The sequence below is a fragment of the Paenibacillus sp. AK002 genome, from assembly GCF_053903045.1.
The window spans coordinates 3,613,901-3,635,694 of the sequence record NZ_CP096377.1 but is presented as its reverse complement, the minus strand read 5'-3'; the positions used below and the strand labels follow the sequence as shown (position 1 = coordinate 3,635,694).

Below are 21,794 nucleotides of genomic sequence, written 5' to 3'. Positions count from 1 at the left end.
ACCACTCAAGGTATATATGTTAAGGAGCGTGAATAATTGATGACCTATGAAGAAATCATGCAGGCATTGGCTGGAATGGGCAGTGAGCAGACGAAAAACACTTATAATCGCCATGGTGCGAAAGAGCCGTTCTTTGGCGTCAAAATCGGGGACATGAAGAAGCTCGTTAAGCATGTGAAAAAAGACCAAGCTCTCGCTTTGCAGCTGTATGAATCCGGCAACTACGATGCGATGTATCTAGCGGGACTTAGCGTCAATCCGAAGACGATTACCAAAGAACAATTGCAGCATTGGGTGGCGGGAGCCAATTGGCATTCGCCTGCCGAGTATACGGTAGCGAGAGTAGCGGCAGAAAGTCCTTTTGCGCATGACCTGGCGTTGGAGTGGATAGATTCGCTGGAGGAACTAATCGCTGTAAGCGGATGGAGCACATATGCCAATTATGTATCGATTGCGCCAGACGAAGTGCTCGACATGGAGGAGATACGCAGTTTTCTCACAAGAGTGCGCGACACCATCCACGGCGAGCGCAACTGGGTCCGATATGTAATGAATACTTTCCTTATTTCGGTCGGCGCATACGTTGAGGCGTTAACGCAGGAAGCGAAGGCAGTCGCAGAGTCGGTCGGCAAAGTGCATGTGGATGTCGGCAATACTGCATGCAAAGTGCCGCTTGCAACGGAATATATCGGCAAGATCGAGGCGATGGGCCGAATCGGCAGCAAGAAAAAGACCTGCATTTGTTAACCGTAATAGCGGAGGCGGATATGCGATCTAGGCTGTATAATTTCCTCAGGGCTGCCATAAAGCTCAAGGCAGGCAGCTAACGATCAGGGAAAGCTCGGAACAAGGAGTGTATTTGTCTTATCGCTTCCTACTATTGAATAGAGGGGATTGTTACAGGCATTAGACCCGGTTCGTTTTCCGGTAAGCGGAAGGACTGACTTTCATCAGCTTCGTGAACACGCGGCTGAGGTAGAACCCATTGTTGAAGCCGCAAGCTAATGCGATCTGCTCTAAATTCAGATGGGTATCGACGAGCAAGGACTTTGCTTGCTCCAGCCTAATATGGCTTAAATAGCGTGAAGGAGTCATCCCCACACTTCGGTTGAATCTGCGGGTGAGCTGAACGGGACTGATGCCCAGCTCGTCCGCAAGCATTAGTAAGCTCATGTCCTTATAGGCGTTCTGCTGGATATAGAGCCGTGCTTGTTCCATCAGAGGATCGGCAGGTTTTTTGTCTTCGCCAACCACACCGACCGCTATCGACTGCAAACAAAAGAGCCAAATATCGTTCAGCGCATGGTTTTGCCAATAGCTCCGCTGATCGATCTCCGCGGCAGCTTCGTCCTGCCTCTTGAAATATCTCAAATTATCGGCAAACCTCTCCTTATGCGCGACGGCGGGCTTGTAGGCAGAAGCCGCTAAACGATGGTGGACGTCCTGCACTGCCTCTTGCCCTTCAACCGCCTCTCCCGATATAAAGCCTAACGAAAATCCGATGAAATGAAAGGACGGCGCATGGATAACGTCGCGATGAAAATCGATGCCCGGCGGACAAACGATGACGTCGCCCATCTGCGCCGTACCTTCGCTATCGCCGATCCCATAACGGAAGCTGCCGCCCTCCACCGCAAATAGAACCCAATGTCCGTAGGTGTCCACGCTGTATTGAAATTGCTTCTTATGATTCCAAAAGACATGATGCATTAGACTAGGATATAGGATGGGGCTTCGATTTAACATCATCACGGCAATCCGCCTCCTGAATGAAATAAAGTATATGCCAATATGATAGCGCAGTGCATGTTAAATAACGACCCCCTCGATTAAGATGATAGTAATTCTAAGCATGGGGGGATTCGATTGAAGTTTGAATTAGTAAAATCCGACATTACCGTTATTGGCGGAGGCCTGGCCGGCGTATGCGCTGCCGTTGCAGCGGCACGTCTTGGCCAAACCGTGTCGCTCGTGAACAACAGACCCGTACTCGGAGGCAATTCTAGCAGCGAGGTACGGGTGTGGGTATGCGGTGCTACGGCGCATGGTACGCAGCGTTACGCGAGAGAAACCGGCATCATGGGAGAAATGTTCGTCGAGAATCAATTCCGGAACCCGGATGGAAATCCGTATTTATGGGATCTCGTCGTACTCGAGACGGTCCGAGCAGAGCCGAACATTGCCTTGTTTCTCAATACGGATGTGCACGAGGTCGAAGCGGAGGGCACGGAGGAGGAGCGCATCATGAAGTCGGTCACGGGCTGGATGATGGGCTCCGAGCGGAAAATCCGGTTTGAAAGCGATATGTACATAGATTGTACAGGAGATGGCCTTGCGGGTTTTCTGGCAGGCGCTAAATATCGGATCGGCCGCGAGGCCGCAGAGGAATACAACGAGGACTGGGCACCTGAGACGGCGGACGATATTACGCTTGGCAGCACGCTCCTGTTCTATACGAAGGAAGCCGATCGGCCGGTCAAGTACATTCCGCCGAGCTTTGCGAAGGACATTACGCAAACGGCGATCCCGATGAAGCGGGTCATTCGCAGCGGCGACTCAGGCTGCCACTATTGGTGGATCGAATGGGGCGGCGAGCTGGATACGGTGCATGATAATGAACGAATACGCGATGAGCTCTGGTCGGTCATTTACGGGGTATGGGATTATATCAAAAACTCCGGCAATTTCGATGCCGATTGCATGACGCTGGAATGGGTCGGGTCGCTCCCTGGCAAACGGGAGTATCGCCGATTCACAGGAGATTATATGTTGAACCAAAACGATATTATCGAGCAGGTGCCCTTCACCGATCGCATCGCCTTCGGAGGCTGGTCGATAGATCTTCATCCGCCGCAAGGCATGTATTCGACAGAGAGCGGTTCAAAGCATTTATTTTCGGACGGCATCTATCATATTCCATTTCGATGTCTGTACTCCAGCAACGTCACCAATCTGATGTTCGCAGGCCGCGATATCAGCGCAACTCACGTCGCATTCGGTACGACGAGGGTAATGGCAACCTGTGCCGTCATCGGCGAAGCAGCCGGAAGCGGTGCCGCACTGTGCGTGCAGAAAGGGATATCGCCGAGTGTGTTGCACCGTGAACATATGAACGACCTGCAGCAGACGATGCTCAGGCAGGATGCTTCGATTATCGGGATCGCGGCAGACGACCCTTACGATCTCGCCAAATCGGCCCGAATTACGGCATCCAGCACAATGACCAAAGTGTCGCTGACGGACTCAACCTATACACACCCGTTGGACAAAGAACTGGGCATCCTGTTTCCCGTGAATCCCTCGCTTGAATCAGTGGCGCTGCTGATCGATGCGGCAAAGGCTGCTACTCTTGAAGTGGAGCTGTGGCATACGGAAAAAGGTGAAAATTACGTGCCAAAGCAGATGGTGGCTGAAGCATCGGTGTCAGTAGCCGAAGGTACCAGGCAGTGGGCTAAGCTGGACTTAGTTTGGCAGCCCAATGCACCCTGCAATGCATTCCTTATTATTAAAGCAAACGAAGCGATTCATCTTCACGGATCGGATTCTCCGATGACCGGCGTGCTGTGCTTTGAGAAAGGGCCAAAGCCGATCGTCTCGACTCTTTTAGAGGATCGTCAGCCGGATCAGCCGGTCGTACAGTGGAGCATGCGCCGTTGGAACCGCAAGCCGCTATGTCTGCAGGTTACGCCAAATACGGAAGCGTACGCTGCCGCAGCGGTGACGGACGGGTATATTCGGCCGTTCGCCGGTCCGCATTTATGGATGTCCGAGCCGATGTCTCCAGGCAAACCGGAATGGCTGCAGCTGGAGTGGGCTGAAGTGCAATCGATCGCCGAGATCCACGTCACCTTTAACGACGATGTTAATGAAGACTTAATAAATTTGCACCATCACCGCACCGCTTTCGAAGCGATTCCCGAGCTCGTCCGAGCTTATCGGATAGAAGCGCTCATCGGTGAGGAATGGGTCACACTGGCTGAAGAGAAGCACAACCATAAGCGCAAAAAAGTGCATAAGCTCAGCCGTTCCATCTCGTCGCATACGATTAGACTATGGATCGACGAAACGAACGGAGGACCACGCGCGGAGGTTGCCGAAATAAGAGTCTATGCTCTATAATGGAATAAACAAAATGACAGCGCTTTCATTTTGAGCTAAAGGAGAGGATATCATGGTCATAAAGCCGCTTGGCGTATTGATCGTCGAAGATGAAATTCCTCTGCGCCAAGAGCTTCGGATCTTTCCATGGGAGGCGTGCGGAGCCGAATGGATAGGGGAAGCGAGCAACGGGTCGGAAGCGATGCAGCTATGTGCTGAGCGCACGCCAGATGTCGTGATAACGGATATTACGATGCCGGTTATGGACGGCATTGCTCTCATACGTGAACTCCGGAAGCGGCACCCGAACGTTCAGATCATATTGTTAACCTGTCACAGCGATTTTCATTACGTACAAGAAGCGCTCCGTCTTGGAGCGCTTGAGTATATCTTGAAGGTGTCATTGGAGGAAGAAGAGCTTAAACAGGCGATGGACAAAGCGAGAGCTGCGGTCGTCAAGGAGCGCATGGTGCACGAGCATGCGAGAAGGGAACAGAGGCAGCTGCAAGCCGCCTTATTCGGCAAGCTTCTTCACGGGCAAGAGCCAACCGGCTCCGATTGGCAATCGATGACGCTAAGCGTAGATCGTCCAATTCGACTGGTACGACTTCAGCTAGACATTCCTCCATTAGGCTATTTGCCTGTGAAGGACACGGTTCAACAGAGGCTGACCGAGGAGGAAAAAAGGGATCCAAACTGGCTGACTTGGCTGACGGTACGGGAGCGGGAATATTTTGTTCTGCTTGAAGGCAGAACTCCTACCGATGCTGTTCTTGAGTCACTCCGCACGTTCGTTCAACACTTGACGGAGCTATTGAATCGGAAAGAGACCAAGCAGGAGCACTGCGCGACAGTATCTGCCCTATTTAGCCAACCGCTCACATCGAAGGAAGAAATTGCATCGGCGCTCGCCTATTCAAACGAGTGGAAAGTTGCGCTGTTTTACGACCGATGTCCCGAGGAAAGCGCTGTGTACGCGCAGCATTCGTTGCCTCTAACGGATCTGACGGAAAAGAAAACGAAGGAATTAAACGAGATGCTTAGAAAAGCATCATTGTCTCCTGCGAGCTTAAAGGAATGCTTGCTTGGCGAGTTCAGGGATTGGTGCATCGCAGAGCGAGTGAAGCCAAGTCAACTGAAGGAACGGATACTCCATTGGCAGGTTGATTGGCACAGGCAGCAAGAGGGCGCTGAGTTAAGCGCAGCCCGAATGGGGATTTTAATGGACGCAGGAACGTTAGCTGAGATGATCGCCAATATTGTTGAGGATATGGAAGCTGCCGAGCTAGGGAAGTCGCGTTCGCGCTTTGAGATTCGTTTGGCCGTGCAATGGATCAAAGACCATCTCAAGGAGCCGATTTCGCTGCCCATTATCGCAGAGCAGGTAGGGCTGAGCCCACATTATATCAGCAAATTGTTTCGCGAGGAAACGGGGAGTACGGTCAATCAGTATATAACCCGTCTTCGTATGGAGAAGGCGATTGAGCTTCTTAGGCATTCGAATAAGAAGGTATATGAGGTCGCGGAAGAGGTCGGCATTCCGAGCTACCGCTATTTTACCGTTACGTTTCGAAATTGGACCGGGGTATCGCCGACGGACTATAAACGGAATGGCTGATAGCACGGGAGCGTGAGAACGGGCGCGAAAGAAGGGGGATAATGACGAAACTGTTTCATTGGTATGCCAGCCTTGGTCTCGCTACCAAGCAGTTTATTTATTTGTTCATCGTGACGCTGCTGCTCGTTCAAGTGCTTGCATGGCGAAACCTCAACGAGGCTGAAAGTCTGCTTCAGAATCAAGTCATTCGCGATGCAGAGCTGCTCGTCAGCCGGACGAATCAATATATCGATGCAAGTTTGGACAATGTGGAAAATATGCTGCTGCTACTCTCGACCCGCGCCGATTTGCTGGAGGAAGGGAATGAGGTGGCAGCCGTCGAGACGCTTCGCAAGTTTGCGGGAATTAACAACTCCATCGCCAGAACTTTGTACATGATTCGAGCTGACGGCCAAGTATTTGCAAGCTCACAGGTCGTTTATGACATCATCGGCAATCCAAATCTGAATCAACTCTATGAGCTGGCGCTTATTAACTACGGGGCCATTAACGTGAGCGAACCTTATGATTCGCCAATGTCGGGGCGAACGCTTGCTTACGTACTGCCTATTGCGGATGCTGGCAAAAAGGTGAAGGGTGTCGTAGTCGCCGAACTTAATCTCGATTTGCTCACGGAGCGTATTGCGCCGATGATCTATCAATCTTATATACTGTTCACGAAGGAAGGCAGCGTCATTAATCGGCTGGATTCCCGCGATAAGCTGCTCCCCTTCCAAGCCGCCTCGTATCCGCCGAAGCTGGAGGAGAGCTTTCGCGGGCAGCTCGCCTTGCTCAAAGTCGGCGTAAGCGGCATAGAAGGGGATGGGGATTCCTTGAATCCGCTCGTTGCCGTGAAGTCGACCAAAAACCGTCTAGGTTGGTCGCTTGCGGCGTTCATCGAAGAGGATTATTTCTATCAGGACCTTCAGAGGCTGAACAACAACTACCGGACCGCGAGTATCGTATGGATCATTATGCTTCTGATCAGTGCGTATCTGCTCAGCCGATCGTTCACACATCCGATTCGCCGATTTGTCGAGAAGATGGACCGTCTTAACAACTTTGAGGTTGTGGCGAAGCTGCCTGTTACGAGAATGGACGAAATCGGCAGGCTAACGCAGAGCTACAATGCCATGCTCGAGAGGATTCAGAGCCTGCTCCAAAAGACGAAACATGCGGAGGAGCAGAAGAAGGAATACGAGCTGAAGATGCTGCGAAGCCAGATTGCGCCCCATTTTCTGTATAATACCCTTGCCTGCATAAGCAGCTTGGCAAAGCAGCAGCGCATCGACGAGCTGCGCGATACGATTCGTTCACTGGTCAAGCTGTTAAGCTTCAGCTTCGACAAGCAATCAGAATACGTATCCCTTGAGGAGGAGCTGGAAGGGCTGCGAATGTACATGCATATTCAGCAGGTGCGCTTTGGGGAACAATATCAGTTTAGGATTGATATCAATCCTGACCTTCTGCAGTATCGCATACTTAAGCTTACGCTGCAGCCGCTCGTAGAAAATGCACTCTTCCATGGACTAACGCCGAATCACGGCGGGCTTATCGTCGTGAATGGCGGGCTGAGGAAGGGGATTCTGAGACTCTATGTGCGCGATAACGGGATAGGCATCAGGCAGGAGAAGCGGAGGAGGCTGCTGTTGGAAAATCAGGACGGTGGGCAGGGCTCCATGTACCGGTTTACGGGCATCGGGCTGCGGAACGTACATGAGCGGATTCGGATCCATCACGGTGAGTCGTACGGCTTGCGGATCGGAAGCGCGGAAGGGGCAGGTACTGTTGTCCGCGTCGATATGCCCGTCCTGACGGAAAGCGACGAACGATTAGGTATTTGGCGTTAACCAATAACGATACCAAGGCTGTCACGTGGTTTCTTCAGACCATTCGTGACAGCCTTTACTCATTTATCGTTGATATTGATGCAGATGGATCCATATTCGATGTTAATGATGATGAAGGAAATGCTTACATTTTTTACGTTTTTGTGTATATCGAGGAGACGCCAGGACCTTTATACTTACCTTAATTGGAAGCGCATTCAAACTAGGGAGGGATACGATGGAAGCCAATCATAGCCTAACGCCAGCCCCTCGGATACGGTTATCTCCGCGGACAAGGCTGCTCATGTTTTTAAAGTTAGCCTGGCGGTTTAAAGCCTTTTACGTCATGCTGCTGCCCGGCATTATTTATTTTGTCATATTTCGGTACTTCCCGATGTACGGAGTCATTATCGCTTTCAAAGATTTTGCGATCCTGGACGGCATAACGGGCAGCTCGTGGGTTGATCCGTGGTATAAGCATTTTCAGAGCTTTTACGAGTCGCCTTACTTCAGCCAGCTGCTAACCAATACGCTGTTGATCAGCCTCTACAAGCTGTTATGGGGGACGCTGCCGCCGATCATGCTGGCCATACTGCTGAACGAATGCCGCGTTCGCTGGCTGAAGTCAATTGTACAAACGCTGACCTACATGCCGCACTTCTTGTCTTGGGTCATTATTTTCGGTATTCTTTTGACGCTCTTCTCCCAGAACGGTGGTCTCATCAACCGCTGGATTGTGGAAGCGGGGGGAAGCTCGATCCCGTTTCTGACCTCGACGGAATATTTCCGCAGCATACTGGTTGGATCGGAGGTATGGCAAAATCTCGGCTGGGGTGCGATTATCTATTTAGCCGCGATGGCGGGCATCGATCCGACGCTTTACGAGGCGGCGAAGGTGGATGGTGCGAGCCGAATGCGAATGATCTGGCATATTACGCTTCCTGGCATTAGAAGCATTATCGTCCTGCTGTTCGTTCTGAAGCTTGGCCATCTGCTTGACGCAGGCTTTGATCAAATTTACATTCTGTACAATATTCAGGTATACCCGGTTGCGGACATCATCGACACATGGGTTTACCGAACCGGTCTGCAGCAGCTTAATTTCAGTTTGGCGTCGGCAGTCGGATTGTTCAAATCGGTCATCGGACTCATCCTTGTGCTAGGTGCCAACCGTGTGGCGAAGAAATGGGGTGAGGGCATATGGTAAGAGGCCTCGATGATAAAATTTTTAACGCTATCATATACGTCATTCTCGGAATATGCGGACTTGTCGCCATTCTGCCGATCCTTTATGTCGTATCCGTATCCATCACTCCGTTCGGAGAAGTACTGCGCAACGGCGGATTCATATTGTTCCCGAAAGAAATTACGTTTTCCGCTTACCGCACGCTGCTGACGGAGTCCAATATTCCGAAGGCGTTCCAAATAACCGTCCTCATTACGGTGATCGGAACAGCGGTCAATCTCGTCTTGACCGGACTGATGGCGTACCCGCTCAGCCGCCGGAATTTGCCGGGAAGAAACTTTTTTCTGCTCATGATCGTGTTCACCTTGTTGTTCAGTGGAGGACTTATTCCGACCTATCTGGTCGTTAAGTCAATGGGGCTGCTCGATTCTATCTGGGCGATGATTTTGCCAAATGCAGTCTGGAGCTTTAACGTTCTTATTATGAAAAGCTTTTTTGAAGGGCTGCCGGAGGAGCTGTTCGAGTCGGCCCGAATGGATGGAGCGAAAGAGTTCCGCATCCTGCTGCAAATCGTTACGCCGCTTTCCCTTCCTGTATTGCTGACGGTTGGATTGTTTTACCTGGTCGGCCATTGGAACGAGTTTTTTCAAGCGATTTTTTATGTGACCGATCGCACGCTGTATCCGCTGCAGGTCGTCGTCCGTGAAATTCTGATGCAAAGCCAGCAGCCGCTGGAGAACGCGGAAAATATGATGCCGACGCAGACGATGCAGATGGCATCCGTCATGATTGCGAGCTTGCCGGTCATCGTGATCTATCCGTTTCTTCAAAAGCATTTTACAAAAGGGATGCTGCTTGGTTCGATTAAAGGTTAACCGATGAAACCATTCAGAGAGGGGTTAAGATCATGAAGAAATTAGGGACTTTGCTAGTAGCCGTTTCATTAGTGGGGGCCATGCTTACGGCTTGTTCGGGGGGGAACAGCAGCGATAATCCGGGGAACCAAACGGGCGCTACAGCCAAGCCCGGAGCGGAAACGACGGAACAGCCTAGCGGCAAACCGGTTAAGCTCGACATTATCGAGACGGGGAACAATCTTCCGTCGCCCGATAAAGACATGATTAAGCAGGAATTGGATAAGGCGCTGAATATCGACCTGAACTTGACCGTGTATCCAGCAGCGGACGATTACAACAATCAACTAAACGTTCGGATGTCCTCGGGGAACTTTCCCGACCTGTTCATGGTCGACCGGCAGCAGCTAATTCAATTTTCCAAGCAAGGGCTGCTGCTCGATCTGACGCCGTATATGGATAAATTGGAGCAAACGGTAGCATTCATTGGGGAGGACAGCGTCAAGAAGGGGATGGTCGACGGGAAAGTATATGGCATCTCCAAATCTCCGCAAATCCCTTACAACACCTTATGGATCCGCAAGGATTGGCTCGACAAGCTGAAGCTGGAAGTGCCGACCACCGTGGAACAGTTGGCTTCCGTAGCGGAAGCGTTCACGAAGAACGATCCGGATGGAAATGGCAAGCCGGACACCTTCGGTCTAACGGGGGGCAAGTTGAGCGCATTCTCGACCGTTTTCGGAGCCTTCGGCGTCGGAATGCCAGGCAACTTCTACGAGAAGGATGGCAAAGTCGTCAATTCGCTGCATGAACCGGCAATGAAGGATGCTTTGGCCTTTATTAAGGACATGATTGGATCCGGATCGGTTGATCCGGAGCTGCTCGCCAATAGCGGATTGCAGCATCAAGAGAAGGCGATCAAAGGGCAGGCAGGCATCGTCTATATCGATTGGCCGAACATGACGAAGGAGCAGTTCGTGGAACAGATCAAAACCGTTAATCCGAATGCGGAATGGCTGCAAATCGCCGCTCCTTCGGGTACAGGAGGACAATTCGACGGTTCATGGGATATCGGCGCGGCGCCTGGGAGGTATGCCATTCCGAAAGCGCTTGAGAAAGACCCGGAGAAGCTGCAGCGGGTGTTCGATCTGCTCAACTATATTTCGAATCCGGACGGAGGCTCGCTGCTCGTGCAGTTCGGGGTGAAGGATACGCACTTCACACTTGAGGACGGCAAGCCGTTGATGACGGACAAAGCGGGCGAGGTTGGCCATTCTTGGCTGTACCAATTCACCGGCAGACCGGAAATGGAGTATTTGCAAGCGAAGTTCGCCGCACAATCGGCTGCAATCGAATTCGCGAACGATCAACCCCGTATTGAAGCGTTGAACGGATTTATCGACAATCCGGAAGGGTATAACCCAGCCGATGCGAACCGGTACATGGAAGAGGAGATCGCGAAGTTCATCTACGATAAACGTCCATTGACCGAATACGATGACTTTATCAAGACGCTGGAAACGTCTATGAACTACAAAGCGTTAGTGGACAGCGCAATGGAACAGCTCAAGGCGCTCGGTTACGGGGGCTAAATAACCGGAACGAAAGGCCGACCTCATTCGATGCAGGTCGGCCTGTTCATCATACGCTATGTGTTTTTCGGTACGACGAAGGATTGACGCCGCACAGTTTTTTGAAGCTTTTGCTTAAATGATGTTCGTCGGTAAATCCGCAGTGCTCAGCGATTTGGGCAAGGGTAAGCGAAGAGTAAACAAGGAGCTGCTTCACCTTGTCCATTCTAAGATTAGTCGCGTAGGCGCTTGGCGTTATGCGGAACTCGCGTGTAAACAGTCTTGTCAGCTGAACCTGGGTTAGACCAAGCTCCACAGCGACCGACTTCAACGATAGGCCGAATTCTGCTTGCTGCTGAAGCAGATGCAGGGCTCGCCCAAGGGTCGGATCCTCGCTGAACAAGGTCATCGTATGCTGCTCGGATTGCTCGATCTGAAGCAAATAGAGCAGATCCCTGAGAAGATGTTTCTTGTACGTATGACCAATCCCTGCATGCAAGTATTGGGCTTCGCGAAATTGAGAGAGGGTGGATTGGAAGCGTTTGTTGTTCAATAGCCGAAGTTTGCCGAAAGTCGGAAAGTCCGCCGCTCGCGGCGGCTCCTCTAGGGAATTGATCCATTGAAACCCCATGAGATGGAACGATAAACCATCCGTTTGCCGGTAGAAGGTTAGATCGGGCGGGCATAACACGATGTCATCCTTGACCGCCCTTCCGCTTTGGCTGCCCATTCTGTAATTGAAAGCGCCTTCTTCGACGATGAACAACGCCCAATGATCATACGTATCATGCGTTTTCTGAAATTGAGGGGTATCCTTCACGTAGACATGGTATTGCAGATCGGGATCCAGAAATCGGCTGAACTCCATTGCATGACAACACCTTTTCAAAAGATTGAAATTTTATACAAGGAAAATCAATTTTTCTTACATTATAACATGATGGTTCCCCAAATATAATTAAATTAAATACAAGTAGGAGGTATAAAGGATGAAGACAGCCCATTTGGAAATAACGAAATTAATGGAGCAATTTCATGAACAGGGGTATTTGGTTATACCAGATATTTTGTCGCAGGAACAGGTGAGCCGGCTGAATGCCGCGATCGACGAAATTGTCTTGATGGAACCAGAAGCGCTTTCACATAATATTTATAACAGCGTAGAACGCCATGCCGAGATCGCTGCATTAATCGATCAGCCTGCCATTCTTCCATTAATCGTTAATTTGCTTGGCCACAACATTCAGCTTCACATCTCCCACCTCACGATCAGACAACCGAATCCAAGCGAAGCCCAAACGGCCACGCACAGCTTTATCGATTGGCATCAAGACGGTCCGCATCCGCAGTTTCCTGTCATTAACGGCTTGACAGCAACCTATTATATTAAGGTTTGCTATATTTTGAGCGATATGTCGGAGCCGGATCGCGGCAATACGAAAGTGATTCCGGGCAGTCACAAGCAGCCGTACAACCCGAATCACAAGGATGTGCGCCAGCAGCTTGACGGGGAGGTACAAGTGTGCGGAAAACCAGGTGACGTCTTCGTGTTCGCCCAAAACTTGTGGCATGCTGGTTCGCCGAATCGTTCCGCATTCACAAGAAGGCAGCTGTTCCTCGGCTACAGCCCGATCTGGATGCGTCCAATCGACTATCATTCGGCGTCTGAGAGCCTGCTGAAGGACGCCGATCCGATACGCCGCCAGCTGCTTGGGCAGATCAGCGACAATAAATTCAATTATTACGTTCCGCAGGATTCGATGGTGCCTCTCAAATCCATGCTGATCCATCCATCCACCCAGTAGCTATCACGATCCATTCGAATGGGAAGGATCCAAGATCCGTTCGTCATTACCGATACCTCGACAGGCAATTATTACTTGTACGAAGGCTGAAGCCCGCGCTTGTTTATTTCAGATTGTATTGAGCTGATCAGTCCTAGGCCCGTTATTGATTGGCAATCATCTTAGTGCTCATCCGCAGAGAAATCACACAAGATTACGGAAAAGCTTGATTTCATTTCGGAGAACATAAAGACATAAAAAGCCGCATAAATGGTATTATCCCCTTTTAGTAGACAAGAGAAAAAAGACATCTGTTAAGATGGACTTAATCTTGCCTAACGAAGGGGATTTTTTCATGGCTAAAAAAGGACAAACTTACCAACGGTACTCCTTGGAATTAAAATTGGAGGCGGCCCGACTGGTCAATGAAGAACATATGAGTATTCGTGAAGTAGCAAAACGTTTAGGTATTCAAAATAAATCTCAAGTACAAGTATGGGCGGCGAAAACGAAACGTGGAATGAGCCTAGAACCTGCCACATCCAAACGGGGACGCCCCAGAACGAAGTTTTCCAGTATGGAAGAAGAGATGGCATACTTGCGAGCGGAGATTGAATATTTAAAAAAGCAGTATCCAAATCTACACAAGGAGTGACGAGTAAAGCTGCTAGATTTCAGATCATAGAGGACTTGCGAGTACGCCATCGTCTTGTTTGGCTCTTGAAGTTAGCCGCGGTTTCCCGTTCAGGCTATTACAAGTGGAGAAAGAGCTTGCAAGCGGCAAAAGAACGTAGACAAAAGCAGCATGAATTGGAATCCCATCTGCTTGCCATCCATCGCATTCATCCCTACTTTGGTTATCTTCGAATGACGGTAGCTTTACGGAGGGAAGGCATTAGGGTCAACCACAAAAAGGTGTATCGATTAATGAAACAATTAGAAATCTGTTCTGTCATTCGGAAGAAGCGTCGATTCTTTGGAAAACAAGCTTCCGTGGTGAATCCGAATCGGCTTCAACGCCAGTTTAAGGCGGATACGCCACGAACTAAACTGGTCACAGATATTACCTATATTCGTGCTGGAGAACAATTTGTGTACCTGTCTGTGATTCAGGATTTATACAATAACGAGATTGTAGCTTGGCATTTATCGGAACGAAATGACCTCGCTTTGGTTCATGAAACGCTGGATAGACTCCGTCAGCACGTGGATGTGAGTGGGGTAATCCTACACTCAGATCAAGGATTTCAATACACGTCAAAACCATTTAACCGTAAACTGAAACAACTCGGCATGCTAGGCAGTCACTCTAGGCGAGGAAATTGCCTGGACAATGCCTGTATCGAGTCTTTCTTCTCTCATTTGAAGAGCGAGAAAATATACTTGAATGAGGCAGCAAACAAAGCTGAGGTTGAACAGCAAGTGAGTGAATACATTCTGTTCTATAACCAGAACCGATTCCAGAAAAAATTAAACGACCGTTCCCCGGTAGAATACCGGGAAACGGCCGCAGCTTAAATCTTGTCTTTTTTGTACTGTCTACTTGACAGGGTTATGACCAAAATTGCGGCTTTTTATTATTACGGGCAGGTTAACTTAATGTAACAGCAGAAAGCGTAACACCTTCTTATTTTTGCGGAAGACTTCTTCAACGCAAACCACGTCAGATTTCCCTCGACAAAACTTACATCAGCAGCCGATCTGCACAATTTCCTCAGTTCGTAAATAGGATCTTCAATTAGTTTATCCTACAAATCAAATTTATCCATGTAAACTTCCTTATTGGCAAAGGGACGACAAAGCGTACTTTTTTCTAAATTACCAACCAACCTTACCGTAAAGTAAGGTAACTGTAAGATAAACCATTGGTTTGTTTTTATCTTATTCAATATGATATTTACAACCATGGAACTGCAATTCCCTTCTGAAGGCGCATTACATTCAAAAATTAATCGTTTGCTTCATAGTAAATTGCATGTACAAAGCAAGCCAATAACATTAAGAAGGGATCAATTATGACGAATAACCAATATATTAAAGCTTTTACGACAATATCATTTATATTCTTGTTTGCTTTTATCAGCCTTTATATCATTGTTCCTCCAAGTCCAGATAAGAAGACGGATATCTCGAAAAATTTCTCCGCGGATCGAGCTGTCCAACACTTAAATCACTTAGCAAAGACTGCTCATCCAAGCGGATCAGTAGAAAATGAAAAAGTAAGAAATTATCTTGTAAAACAACTAAAATTAATGGGACTACAACCAGAAATAGAGCATTCCAATCATGCTTCTCTGTACCCCAAAATGTTAACTGGCGGAGATATGTACAACGTCCTTGTTAAACTTGAAGGTACTGGAAGTGATCATGCAATGATGATGTCTGCACACTATGACTCCGTTCAACAAGGACCAGGAGCTAGTGATGATGGAAGCGGAGTAGCCGCTTTATTAGAAACCATACGTGTATTAAAATCAGCTCCTCCTTTAAAGAATGATATCTATTTTGTGTTTACGGATGGTGAAGAGCAAGGACTAATGGGAGCAAAGGAATTTTGGACGAAATCAAAGCATAAACAAAAAATGGATCTCATCATTAATTTCGAGGCAAGAGGAACAAGTGGTCCGTCGATCATGTTCCAAACCAGTGATGAAAACGGTTGGATGGTAAAAGAATTTGCCAAAGCAGCCCCACGTCCCGTTACCTCATCCTTACTAGGAAATCTATTTGAAATCATGCCAAACGACTCGGACCTAACGGTTTCCAATGAAAATAAAATACCCGGACTGAATTTTGCGTATGGTGATGGATGGACCGAATACCATACACCAATTGATGATGTCAAACACCTAGATATACGTTCGTTAGAGCACCAAGGGCGAAACGCCTTAGCAATGGCTAGGCACTTCGGTCAATTGGATTTACATGATATTAAGAAAGAGAATGCAGTGTATTTTAACTTTTTTGGCGTCGTCATTTCCTACTCCTATTATTGGGTCTATCCCCTTACAGGACTGATTCTGCTTTTATATGCAATGGTTACGATCCTTGCAGTCAAGAAAAAGTGCGCCACTTACAAAGGGTTAGGAATAAGTTTGCTAGCAATCCTGTTAGCTGTCATTTCTTCGATCCTCGCAACGGTACTGATTTGGAGGGGGGTAAACGCTTTTTGGGCTGAAAAAATGACCTTATTTAGTGGCGCAATATATGACAGCTCTTTTTATCAGTGGGTATTTCTATTAATCACTGCTTCAATCTGTCTCCTGATCTGGAGGAAATTTCGTTCGGTAAATGAATGGGAAATGACTTTGTCCGCAATCTTTCTTGGTGTCCTATTTCTCATCTTGTTAACACAATTTCTACCAGGTGCTAGCTATCTGTTTACTTGGCCATTACTTGTATCCCTATTGATGCTTGGGTGGGGAGTATGGAAGAATAAAATGGATACAATAAGCACCAATACATGGATGTTATCCCTTACATCCTTCTTACCAGTAGTACTGTTCGTCCCACTGCTTAAGTTACTGTTTACCTTTTTTCCGGTTAGTTTTGTACCTTTTCTCATGTTACTTTTGGTTTGGCTCTTAGCTTTGTTATTCATGCAAAGTAAACAGCTAATCCAATTAGGACAATGGGTGCCTTATACCCTGTTAGGAATCGCGGTAATCATATTATCGATTAGTTTTTTCAGGGCTAACCCAAGCGCAGATCTACCTATAGATAGTAACTTATTCTATGTCGTGGATCAGGATAAAAAACAAGCACAGTGGGTTACAACCCAGCCACCAGATGATTGGACGAAGAAATATATAGCTTCAACGAATATATCCAATATTAAATCTATCTTACCGTTTAATTATGATAAAAAAGCATGGGTAGGAATTGCACCTGTACGAAACTATCAAATGCCACAAATAAAGCTAGTAAATAGAGAGACAAAACAAGGAAATAAAATCATTCATTTTCGATTTACAGGTGGAACCGATGTGCAAAACATGTATCTGTCCATACCTGGTGGTCGCGTTCAAAAAATAAAAGTTGGTGAAGAAACCTTTACCATAGCTAAATCAATGGAAACTTTTTATTACAAACAAGCAGGTATTCCAAAACAAGGTTTGGATGTCTTTGTAGAAATTAAAGGGAATCAGCCTGTAGAGTTTACATTTGGTTCTGAACAACATCCGGATCCAGAAATTCGTTCCAAACGTCCGCCACATCTAATTACAAGTGGACTGTTTGACGAAAGTATTTTTGTGATTAAACGTGTAACTTATTAATCCTTAAGCAAAGAAGATGTTATCCTGATTCAAAAATTTTACCTTAGGAGAGTGACATTATGAATGATACCTGGAACCCCGAATCGCCAGGCGTGCTGCGCCTTCCTTCAGGTCGACTTGTCCGCGGCCGAGCACTAAGGCATCCTCTTCCCCAAGGTCTTGAGCCCACTTTTGCACTCTATCTGCTCGGGCGACCACCAGCGCCGGTTGCCTGGGATAGCCGCTGGATTCCTTGGCCGGACTTCTGGCTGCCAAAAAACAAGCTTGCAGCCGCCGACGCGCTTCGCGAAGCATGGACTCGCTCTGAAGTTGAACGGGTTGAAATCGCCTGCGGGGGAGGGATTGGACGAACGGGTACTGCATTAGCCTGTCTCGCTGTGATTGATGGCTTACCAAATCATAAAGCTGTCGATTATATTCGCAAGCACTACACACCGCGTGCTGTTGAGACGCCTTGGCAACTCCGCTTTGTCTCTCGTTTCTAAGGTCCTGCATGGTTTATCCTACATAATAGAGAGATATAAGGGGGGATTCTCAAGTAAAGTGATCGAACTATATAATCGTAGAATACTAATATCAATTTGATGTTAGGCAGACGGATAAGGGAAATCATACGTATTCGGCACGTTCATGGAGAACATCTCGAAACAATCGGAAAGAGTCTTGAATAATGGAGTGTATGCTATGAATGGAACTATAAAAATATTGGTTATCGAAGATGATAATGAAATTAACCAGTTATTATGCGAAATCATAACCAATAGCGGATACGTACCGCAGCCGGTTTTTTCCGGCACAGAAGCATTGTTGTATTTGGCCAATGATCGGGAGTGGAGCATGGTATTGCTCGATCTGATGCTTCCCGGTCTTGCCGGGGAAGAAATCCTTCGGAAGTTGGGTCCGGATCGCCGCCTGCCGGTTATCATTATATCGGCCAAAAACGAGCAGCAGTCCAAAGTCGCCGTGCTAAGAATGGGAGCGGACGACTACATTACTAAGCCATTTGATGTGGAAGAGGTAGCGGCCAGACTCGACATCCATCTCCGCAGATATAGACGTGCAGCAGAACCCGATCTGATCCGTCAATTGACGTACAAGGACATTCATTTGGATAGCGATACGAAGGCGGTCACGGTTAACGGTTCCGGTGTGGTGCTGACTGCGAGGGAATTTACGGTGCTGGAACTCCTCATGTCTTATCCGAAGAAAGTATTTACAAAGCAGAATCTATTTGAAGCGGTGTGGGGAGACGCCTACTTGGGTGATGACAACACAATTACGGTACATATGAGCAACTTGAGAAAGAAGCTAGCGCAGGCAAACCCGGAGGCCGAGTATATTGAGACTATATGGGGTATGGGATATCGGTTGAGAGGATGAATTAATGATTTCTTAAGATGTTGGTTAATATCCTATTAGGATCTGATGTTTAGAATGAAAGAACATCATATCGTATAGGAGAATGTGCAATGAAAAAGATTTTAATCGCAATAATAGCAACAATAACGCTTTTGGCCCCGTTTCTGTATTTTCCTCCGTCAACCCATGCCGCGTCTGTTCTCGACAAGGGCGCAGTGGACGACTATGTTGAACGTTATTTGAATCGAAACGGGCTGCCAGGCGCCTCGATTGTTATCGTCAAGGATGGCGGGATCGTCCATGCGCAAGGCTATGGGCATGATTCCGAAGGAAAACCCCTGACGGAGCATTCCTTACTAAGAATCGGTTCCGTCTCCAAATCATTTACCGCCTTTGCCGTACTGCAGCTCATAGATGAAGGAGCTTTCGGACTGGACGATCCGATCGTCCGGCATTTGCCCGACCTGAAGATGAACGACCAAAGAGTCGGTCAAGTCACCATCCGCCATCTGCTTAGCCATACTTCCGGAATATCCAACCCGACCATCGTGTCCAAGGCGGATACCTTGGAAAAAGGCGTCAAGCGTGTGCACCAGTGGCAGCTACAGTCCGATCCCGGTGAGGGGTACTCCTATAGCAATGCGAACTATTGGATCCTGGCATGGCTGGTGGAGAACGTAAGCGGCATGGAGTTCGCTGCGTATCTAGACACGAAGGTGTTCTCTCCGCTCGGCATGGACGATTCCCTCTCGCCCGTGAACTCTGGCGATTCGGTTCCCGGGCTGCCGCACGGGTATGTCACGGCCTTCGGAACGGCAATTTCCATATCCGAGATGGAACGAATGTTCACCGGTTCGGGGGGAATCGTAACGACAGCGGCGGATATGGGAGAATGGCTTGCGATGCACACCCGTAACGGCGTAAGCGCATCCGGAGAAAGATTATTATCCGAATCCTTGCTGGGGGATTCCTATTCCCCGCAACCCGGAAGCGAGCATTATGGACTAGGCTGGTCGCTCAGCGCTTCGGATATCGCGCCGAAACGCGTGCAGCATAGCGGAGCCTTATCCAGCTATCAGGCTCAACAAACCATCGTACCAGAGAGCGGCTATGCAGTAGCGGTCATGCTTAATAGCTTCACCACCACTTTCGAGCATGCGTATGCGATAAGCGACGGCATTATCCGACTCACCGAAGGACAAGCGCCCACAGTGAAGACACCAATACCGACAATTATTGATTTCTCCGTTGGATTGCTGACGTTGCTGTATGCTGGTTTGGGAATCAGAGGGATCCTGTTCGGCAAGAAGTGGTCCGATCGACGCCGACACTATTCAGCTCTACGCTATTATCTGCGGTTAATCCCGCAAATCATTCCGATCGCGGGGATCGGTTGGTTACTGTTTATCGTCCCGGAATTGCAGGATAACAGTACGACGATCCTGGATGTATTCCGCCTGTGGCCGGCCTTGGCGATTCTATTGTTCGTCATCTTCCTATGTGCCGTGTCCATCACCGGGACACGAATGTATCATCGGATCAGAGGGGGTATCTCCCAGTGAAGGAATCTGTTTTGACAACGATCGACTTGACAAAGAAATACAAAGAACAGACTGCCCTTGATCGTGTTAACATGGTTATCGAAAAAGGTGATATATACGGTTTTATCGGGCAGAACGGGGCAGGCAAAAGTACGTTGCTGCGCATGGTGACCGCGCTGGCCCGGCCAACGAGCGGAACCGTAAGCTTGTTCGGGGAAAGCAATGAAGCGGGGTTGATTGAAGCCCGAAAGCGCGTAGGAGCGATCATTGAAAGCCCGGCATTACATCCCGATATGTCGGCCCACGATAATCTGGAAGTCCATCGATTGCTCCGGGGGATCCCTGGCAAGGCGTGCATAGCGAAGACGCTTGCGCTCGTCGGACTGCAGGATACGGGGAAGAAGAAGGTAAAGAACTTTTCACTCGGCATGAAGCAGCGATTGGGGTTGGCTATCGCCTTGCTGGGTGACCCGGAGCTGCTTATACTCGATGAACCGACGAATGGCCTTGACCCAGGAGGCATCGTGGAGCTTAGAGAGCTGGTCAAGAGGCTGAATCGCGAGATGGGACTAACGATTCTGATTTCCAGCCATATCTTGAGCGAGCTTCATCAGATGGCAACGAAGTACGGCATTATTCATAGAGGCAGACTGTTAGAGCAATTGACCCATGAAGATTTAAATGAGAAGTGCAGACAGCATCTTCGTATCCGGGTCGATGATCCAAGCAAGGCAGCAACGGTTCTCGAAATGGAACTGGGCACACCCGATTATGAAGTTTTGCAGGATGGCACGATCAAGCTTTACAGCCTCGATCACGATGTCAGAAGGGTATCAATGGCTTTGACAAGCAGCGGTCTGGTCATCGAATATTTTGCGCCAGGCGGGGATGACTTGGAAAGTTATTTTACCAAACGGGTCGGGGGAGAGCTTCATGATTAATTTATTACGTGCGGAGCTGTTCAAACTCAGCAAGAATAAAGTATTCTGGACACTGACCATCACGGTAACCGTTGTTTTTGCCCTCATGCACTATTTAATCACCATCGGATGGTGGAAGATGAATAACTTGTTCATGGATGCGGGACTGGAGCAGTTCTCATCCCTTGCGCTGGCTACAACCCCGTTCTACTTCATGTTATTCTTGTGCACATTGGCCGGATTTTTTGTTGCGAATGACTTTACAATAGGGGTCGTCAAGAACATGGTCATGAGCGGGAATCGCAGAAGTCATATCTTTTTAGCTAAGCTCGTCATATTGGCACTCGGTTCCGTGATTCTGGCTGTGGTGTGCCCGTTAATTGTAATCATGGGCGGAAAGCTATTGTTTGGATTTGGCGAAATGACAAACCCGTCGGCATTGGGCTACTTGGCAAGAGCACTGGGTTTGTTCCTCATTCATTTGATGGCCCTCGTTGCCTTGTTGATGCTGATCGCGCTGCTTGTGGAAGATAGCGGGAAAACCATTATAATCTCCGTCGTAATCGCATTATTCATTTCCGTAGCAGAAGTTCTGAGACCGCTACCGGGGATCTTGGAAACATTGTATCATTATTCGATATTCCATCATCTTATTGATTCCTTCCGAATCAGGACGTCCGACGCTGATATTATCCAGTCTTTGTCGGTTGGAATAAGCACCCTTCTAGTTCTGATGTTGTGCGGGAATTTGGTGTTTAACAGGAAAGAGATTAAATAA

18 protein-coding genes are annotated in these 21,794 nt (G+C 48.5%); 15 read left to right on the top strand and 3 right to left on the bottom strand.

Going from position 1 to position 21,794, the window contains the following annotated elements; genetic code table 11:
• Positions 1-39: 39 nt before the first annotated feature.
• Positions 40-747 (top strand): DNA alkylation repair protein, encoded by a 708-nt coding sequence (locus tag M1D70_RS15980; RefSeq protein WP_456287274.1) that lies wholly within the window; start codon positions 40-42, stop codon positions 745-747.
• Positions 748-906: 159 nt separating this feature from the next.
• On the opposite strand, the gene M1D70_RS15975 is transcribed toward M1D70_RS15980, so the two are convergent.
• Entirely contained in the window at positions 907-1,749 is an 843-nt protein-coding gene (locus M1D70_RS15975; RefSeq protein WP_456290452.1) for a helix-turn-helix domain-containing protein, read from the bottom strand.
• A 117-nt stretch (positions 1,750-1,866) separates the two neighbouring features.
• Between M1D70_RS15975 and M1D70_RS15970 the strand changes: the two genes are divergently transcribed.
• The 6 genes from M1D70_RS15970 (at position 1,867) to M1D70_RS15945 (ending at position 11,156) form a co-directional block, all read left to right on the top strand.
• A complete protein-coding gene (locus M1D70_RS15970; protein ID WP_456287273.1) occupies positions 1,867-4,119 on the top strand; it encodes an FAD-dependent oxidoreductase in 2,253 nt (750 codons plus the stop codon).
• Between the two features lie 52 nt (positions 4,120-4,171).
• Positions 4,172-5,716: a response regulator transcription factor gene (locus tag M1D70_RS15965; protein WP_456287272.1), complete on the top strand. Its 1,545-nt coding sequence runs from the start codon at positions 4,172-4,174 to the stop codon at positions 5,714-5,716.
• Positions 5,717-5,757: 41 nt separating this feature from the next.
• Complete coding sequence (locus M1D70_RS15960; RefSeq protein WP_456287271.1) at positions 5,758-7,545, top strand: cache domain-containing sensor histidine kinase; 1,788 nt, start codon at positions 5,758-5,760, stop codon at positions 7,543-7,545.
• Positions 7,546-7,828: 283 nt separating this feature from the next.
• A complete protein-coding gene (locus M1D70_RS15955) occupies positions 7,829-8,731 on the top strand; it encodes an ABC transporter permease (protein WP_009592417.1) in 903 nt (300 codons plus the stop codon).
• Positions 8,725-9,585, top strand: a complete 861-nt coding sequence (locus tag M1D70_RS15950; protein WP_009592420.1) for a carbohydrate ABC transporter permease — start codon at positions 8,725-8,727, stop codon at positions 9,583-9,585. Before M1D70_RS15955 ends, M1D70_RS15950 begins: the two co-directional genes overlap by 7 nt.
• A gap of 32 nt (positions 9,586-9,617) precedes the next feature.
• A complete protein-coding gene (locus tag M1D70_RS15945; RefSeq protein WP_456287270.1) occupies positions 9,618-11,156 on the top strand; it encodes an extracellular solute-binding protein in 1,539 nt (512 codons plus the stop codon).
• Between the two features lie 49 nt (positions 11,157-11,205).
• Here M1D70_RS15945 and M1D70_RS15940 read toward each other — a convergent pair whose 3' ends face one another.
• Positions 11,206-12,003 carry an AraC family transcriptional regulator gene (locus M1D70_RS15940; RefSeq protein WP_326113627.1) on the bottom strand — a complete coding sequence of 266 codons (798 nt, stop codon included), beginning with the start codon at positions 12,001-12,003 and terminating at the stop codon, positions 11,206-11,208.
• A 121-nt stretch (positions 12,004-12,124) separates the two neighbouring features.
• Between M1D70_RS15940 and M1D70_RS15935 the strand changes: the two genes are divergently transcribed.
• The 3 genes from M1D70_RS15935 (at position 12,125) to M1D70_RS15925 (ending at position 17,196) form a co-directional block, all read left to right on the top strand.
• Entirely contained in the window at positions 12,125-12,940 is an 816-nt protein-coding gene (locus M1D70_RS15935) for a phytanoyl-CoA dioxygenase family protein (RefSeq protein ID WP_456287269.1), read from the top strand.
• Positions 12,941-13,274: 334 nt separating this feature from the next.
• Positions 13,275-14,437 (top strand): IS3 family transposase gene (locus M1D70_RS15930; protein WP_456287268.1). Its coding sequence is split into 2 segments (ribosomal slippage): positions 13,275-13,539 and positions 13,539-14,437, totalling 1,164 coding nucleotides; the frame shifts between segments, so codons are not numbered across the junction.
• A gap of 497 nt (positions 14,438-14,934) precedes the next feature.
• A complete protein-coding gene (locus M1D70_RS15925) occupies positions 14,935-17,196 on the top strand; it encodes a M20/M25/M40 family metallo-hydrolase (RefSeq protein ID WP_456287267.1) in 2,262 nt (753 codons plus the stop codon).
• 57 nt (positions 17,197-17,253) lie between these two features.
• Here M1D70_RS15925 and M1D70_RS15920 read toward each other — a convergent pair whose 3' ends face one another.
• Entirely contained in the window at positions 17,254-17,559 is a 306-nt protein-coding gene (locus M1D70_RS15920; protein ID WP_456290521.1) for a hypothetical protein, read from the bottom strand.
• Here M1D70_RS15920 and M1D70_RS15915 point away from each other — a divergent pair.
• The 5 genes from M1D70_RS15915 (at position 17,445) to M1D70_RS15895 (ending at position 21,794) form a co-directional block, all read left to right on the top strand.
• Positions 17,445-17,681, top strand: a complete 237-nt coding sequence (locus tag M1D70_RS15915) for a protein-tyrosine phosphatase family protein (RefSeq protein WP_456290451.1) — start codon at positions 17,445-17,447, stop codon at positions 17,679-17,681. The two genes, M1D70_RS15920 and M1D70_RS15915, sit on opposite strands and share 115 nt — an antisense overlap.
• 199 nt (positions 17,682-17,880) lie before the next feature.
• Positions 17,881-18,576: a response regulator transcription factor gene (locus M1D70_RS15910; protein WP_009593457.1), complete on the top strand. Its 696-nt coding sequence runs from the start codon at positions 17,881-17,883 to the stop codon at positions 18,574-18,576.
• 89 nt (positions 18,577-18,665) lie between these two features.
• Positions 18,666-20,117, top strand: a complete 1,452-nt coding sequence (locus M1D70_RS15905) for a serine hydrolase domain-containing protein (protein ID WP_456287266.1) — start codon at positions 18,666-18,668, stop codon at positions 20,115-20,117.
• Positions 20,114-21,037 (top strand): ABC transporter ATP-binding protein, encoded by a 924-nt coding sequence (locus M1D70_RS15900; RefSeq protein WP_456287265.1) that lies wholly within the window; start codon positions 20,114-20,116, stop codon positions 21,035-21,037. The genes M1D70_RS15905 and M1D70_RS15900 overlap by 4 nt, the downstream gene beginning before the upstream one ends.
• Positions 21,030-21,794: an ABC transporter permease gene (locus M1D70_RS15895; RefSeq protein ID WP_456287264.1), complete on the top strand. Its 765-nt coding sequence runs from the start codon at positions 21,030-21,032 to the stop codon at positions 21,792-21,794. The genes M1D70_RS15900 and M1D70_RS15895 overlap by 8 nt, the downstream gene beginning before the upstream one ends.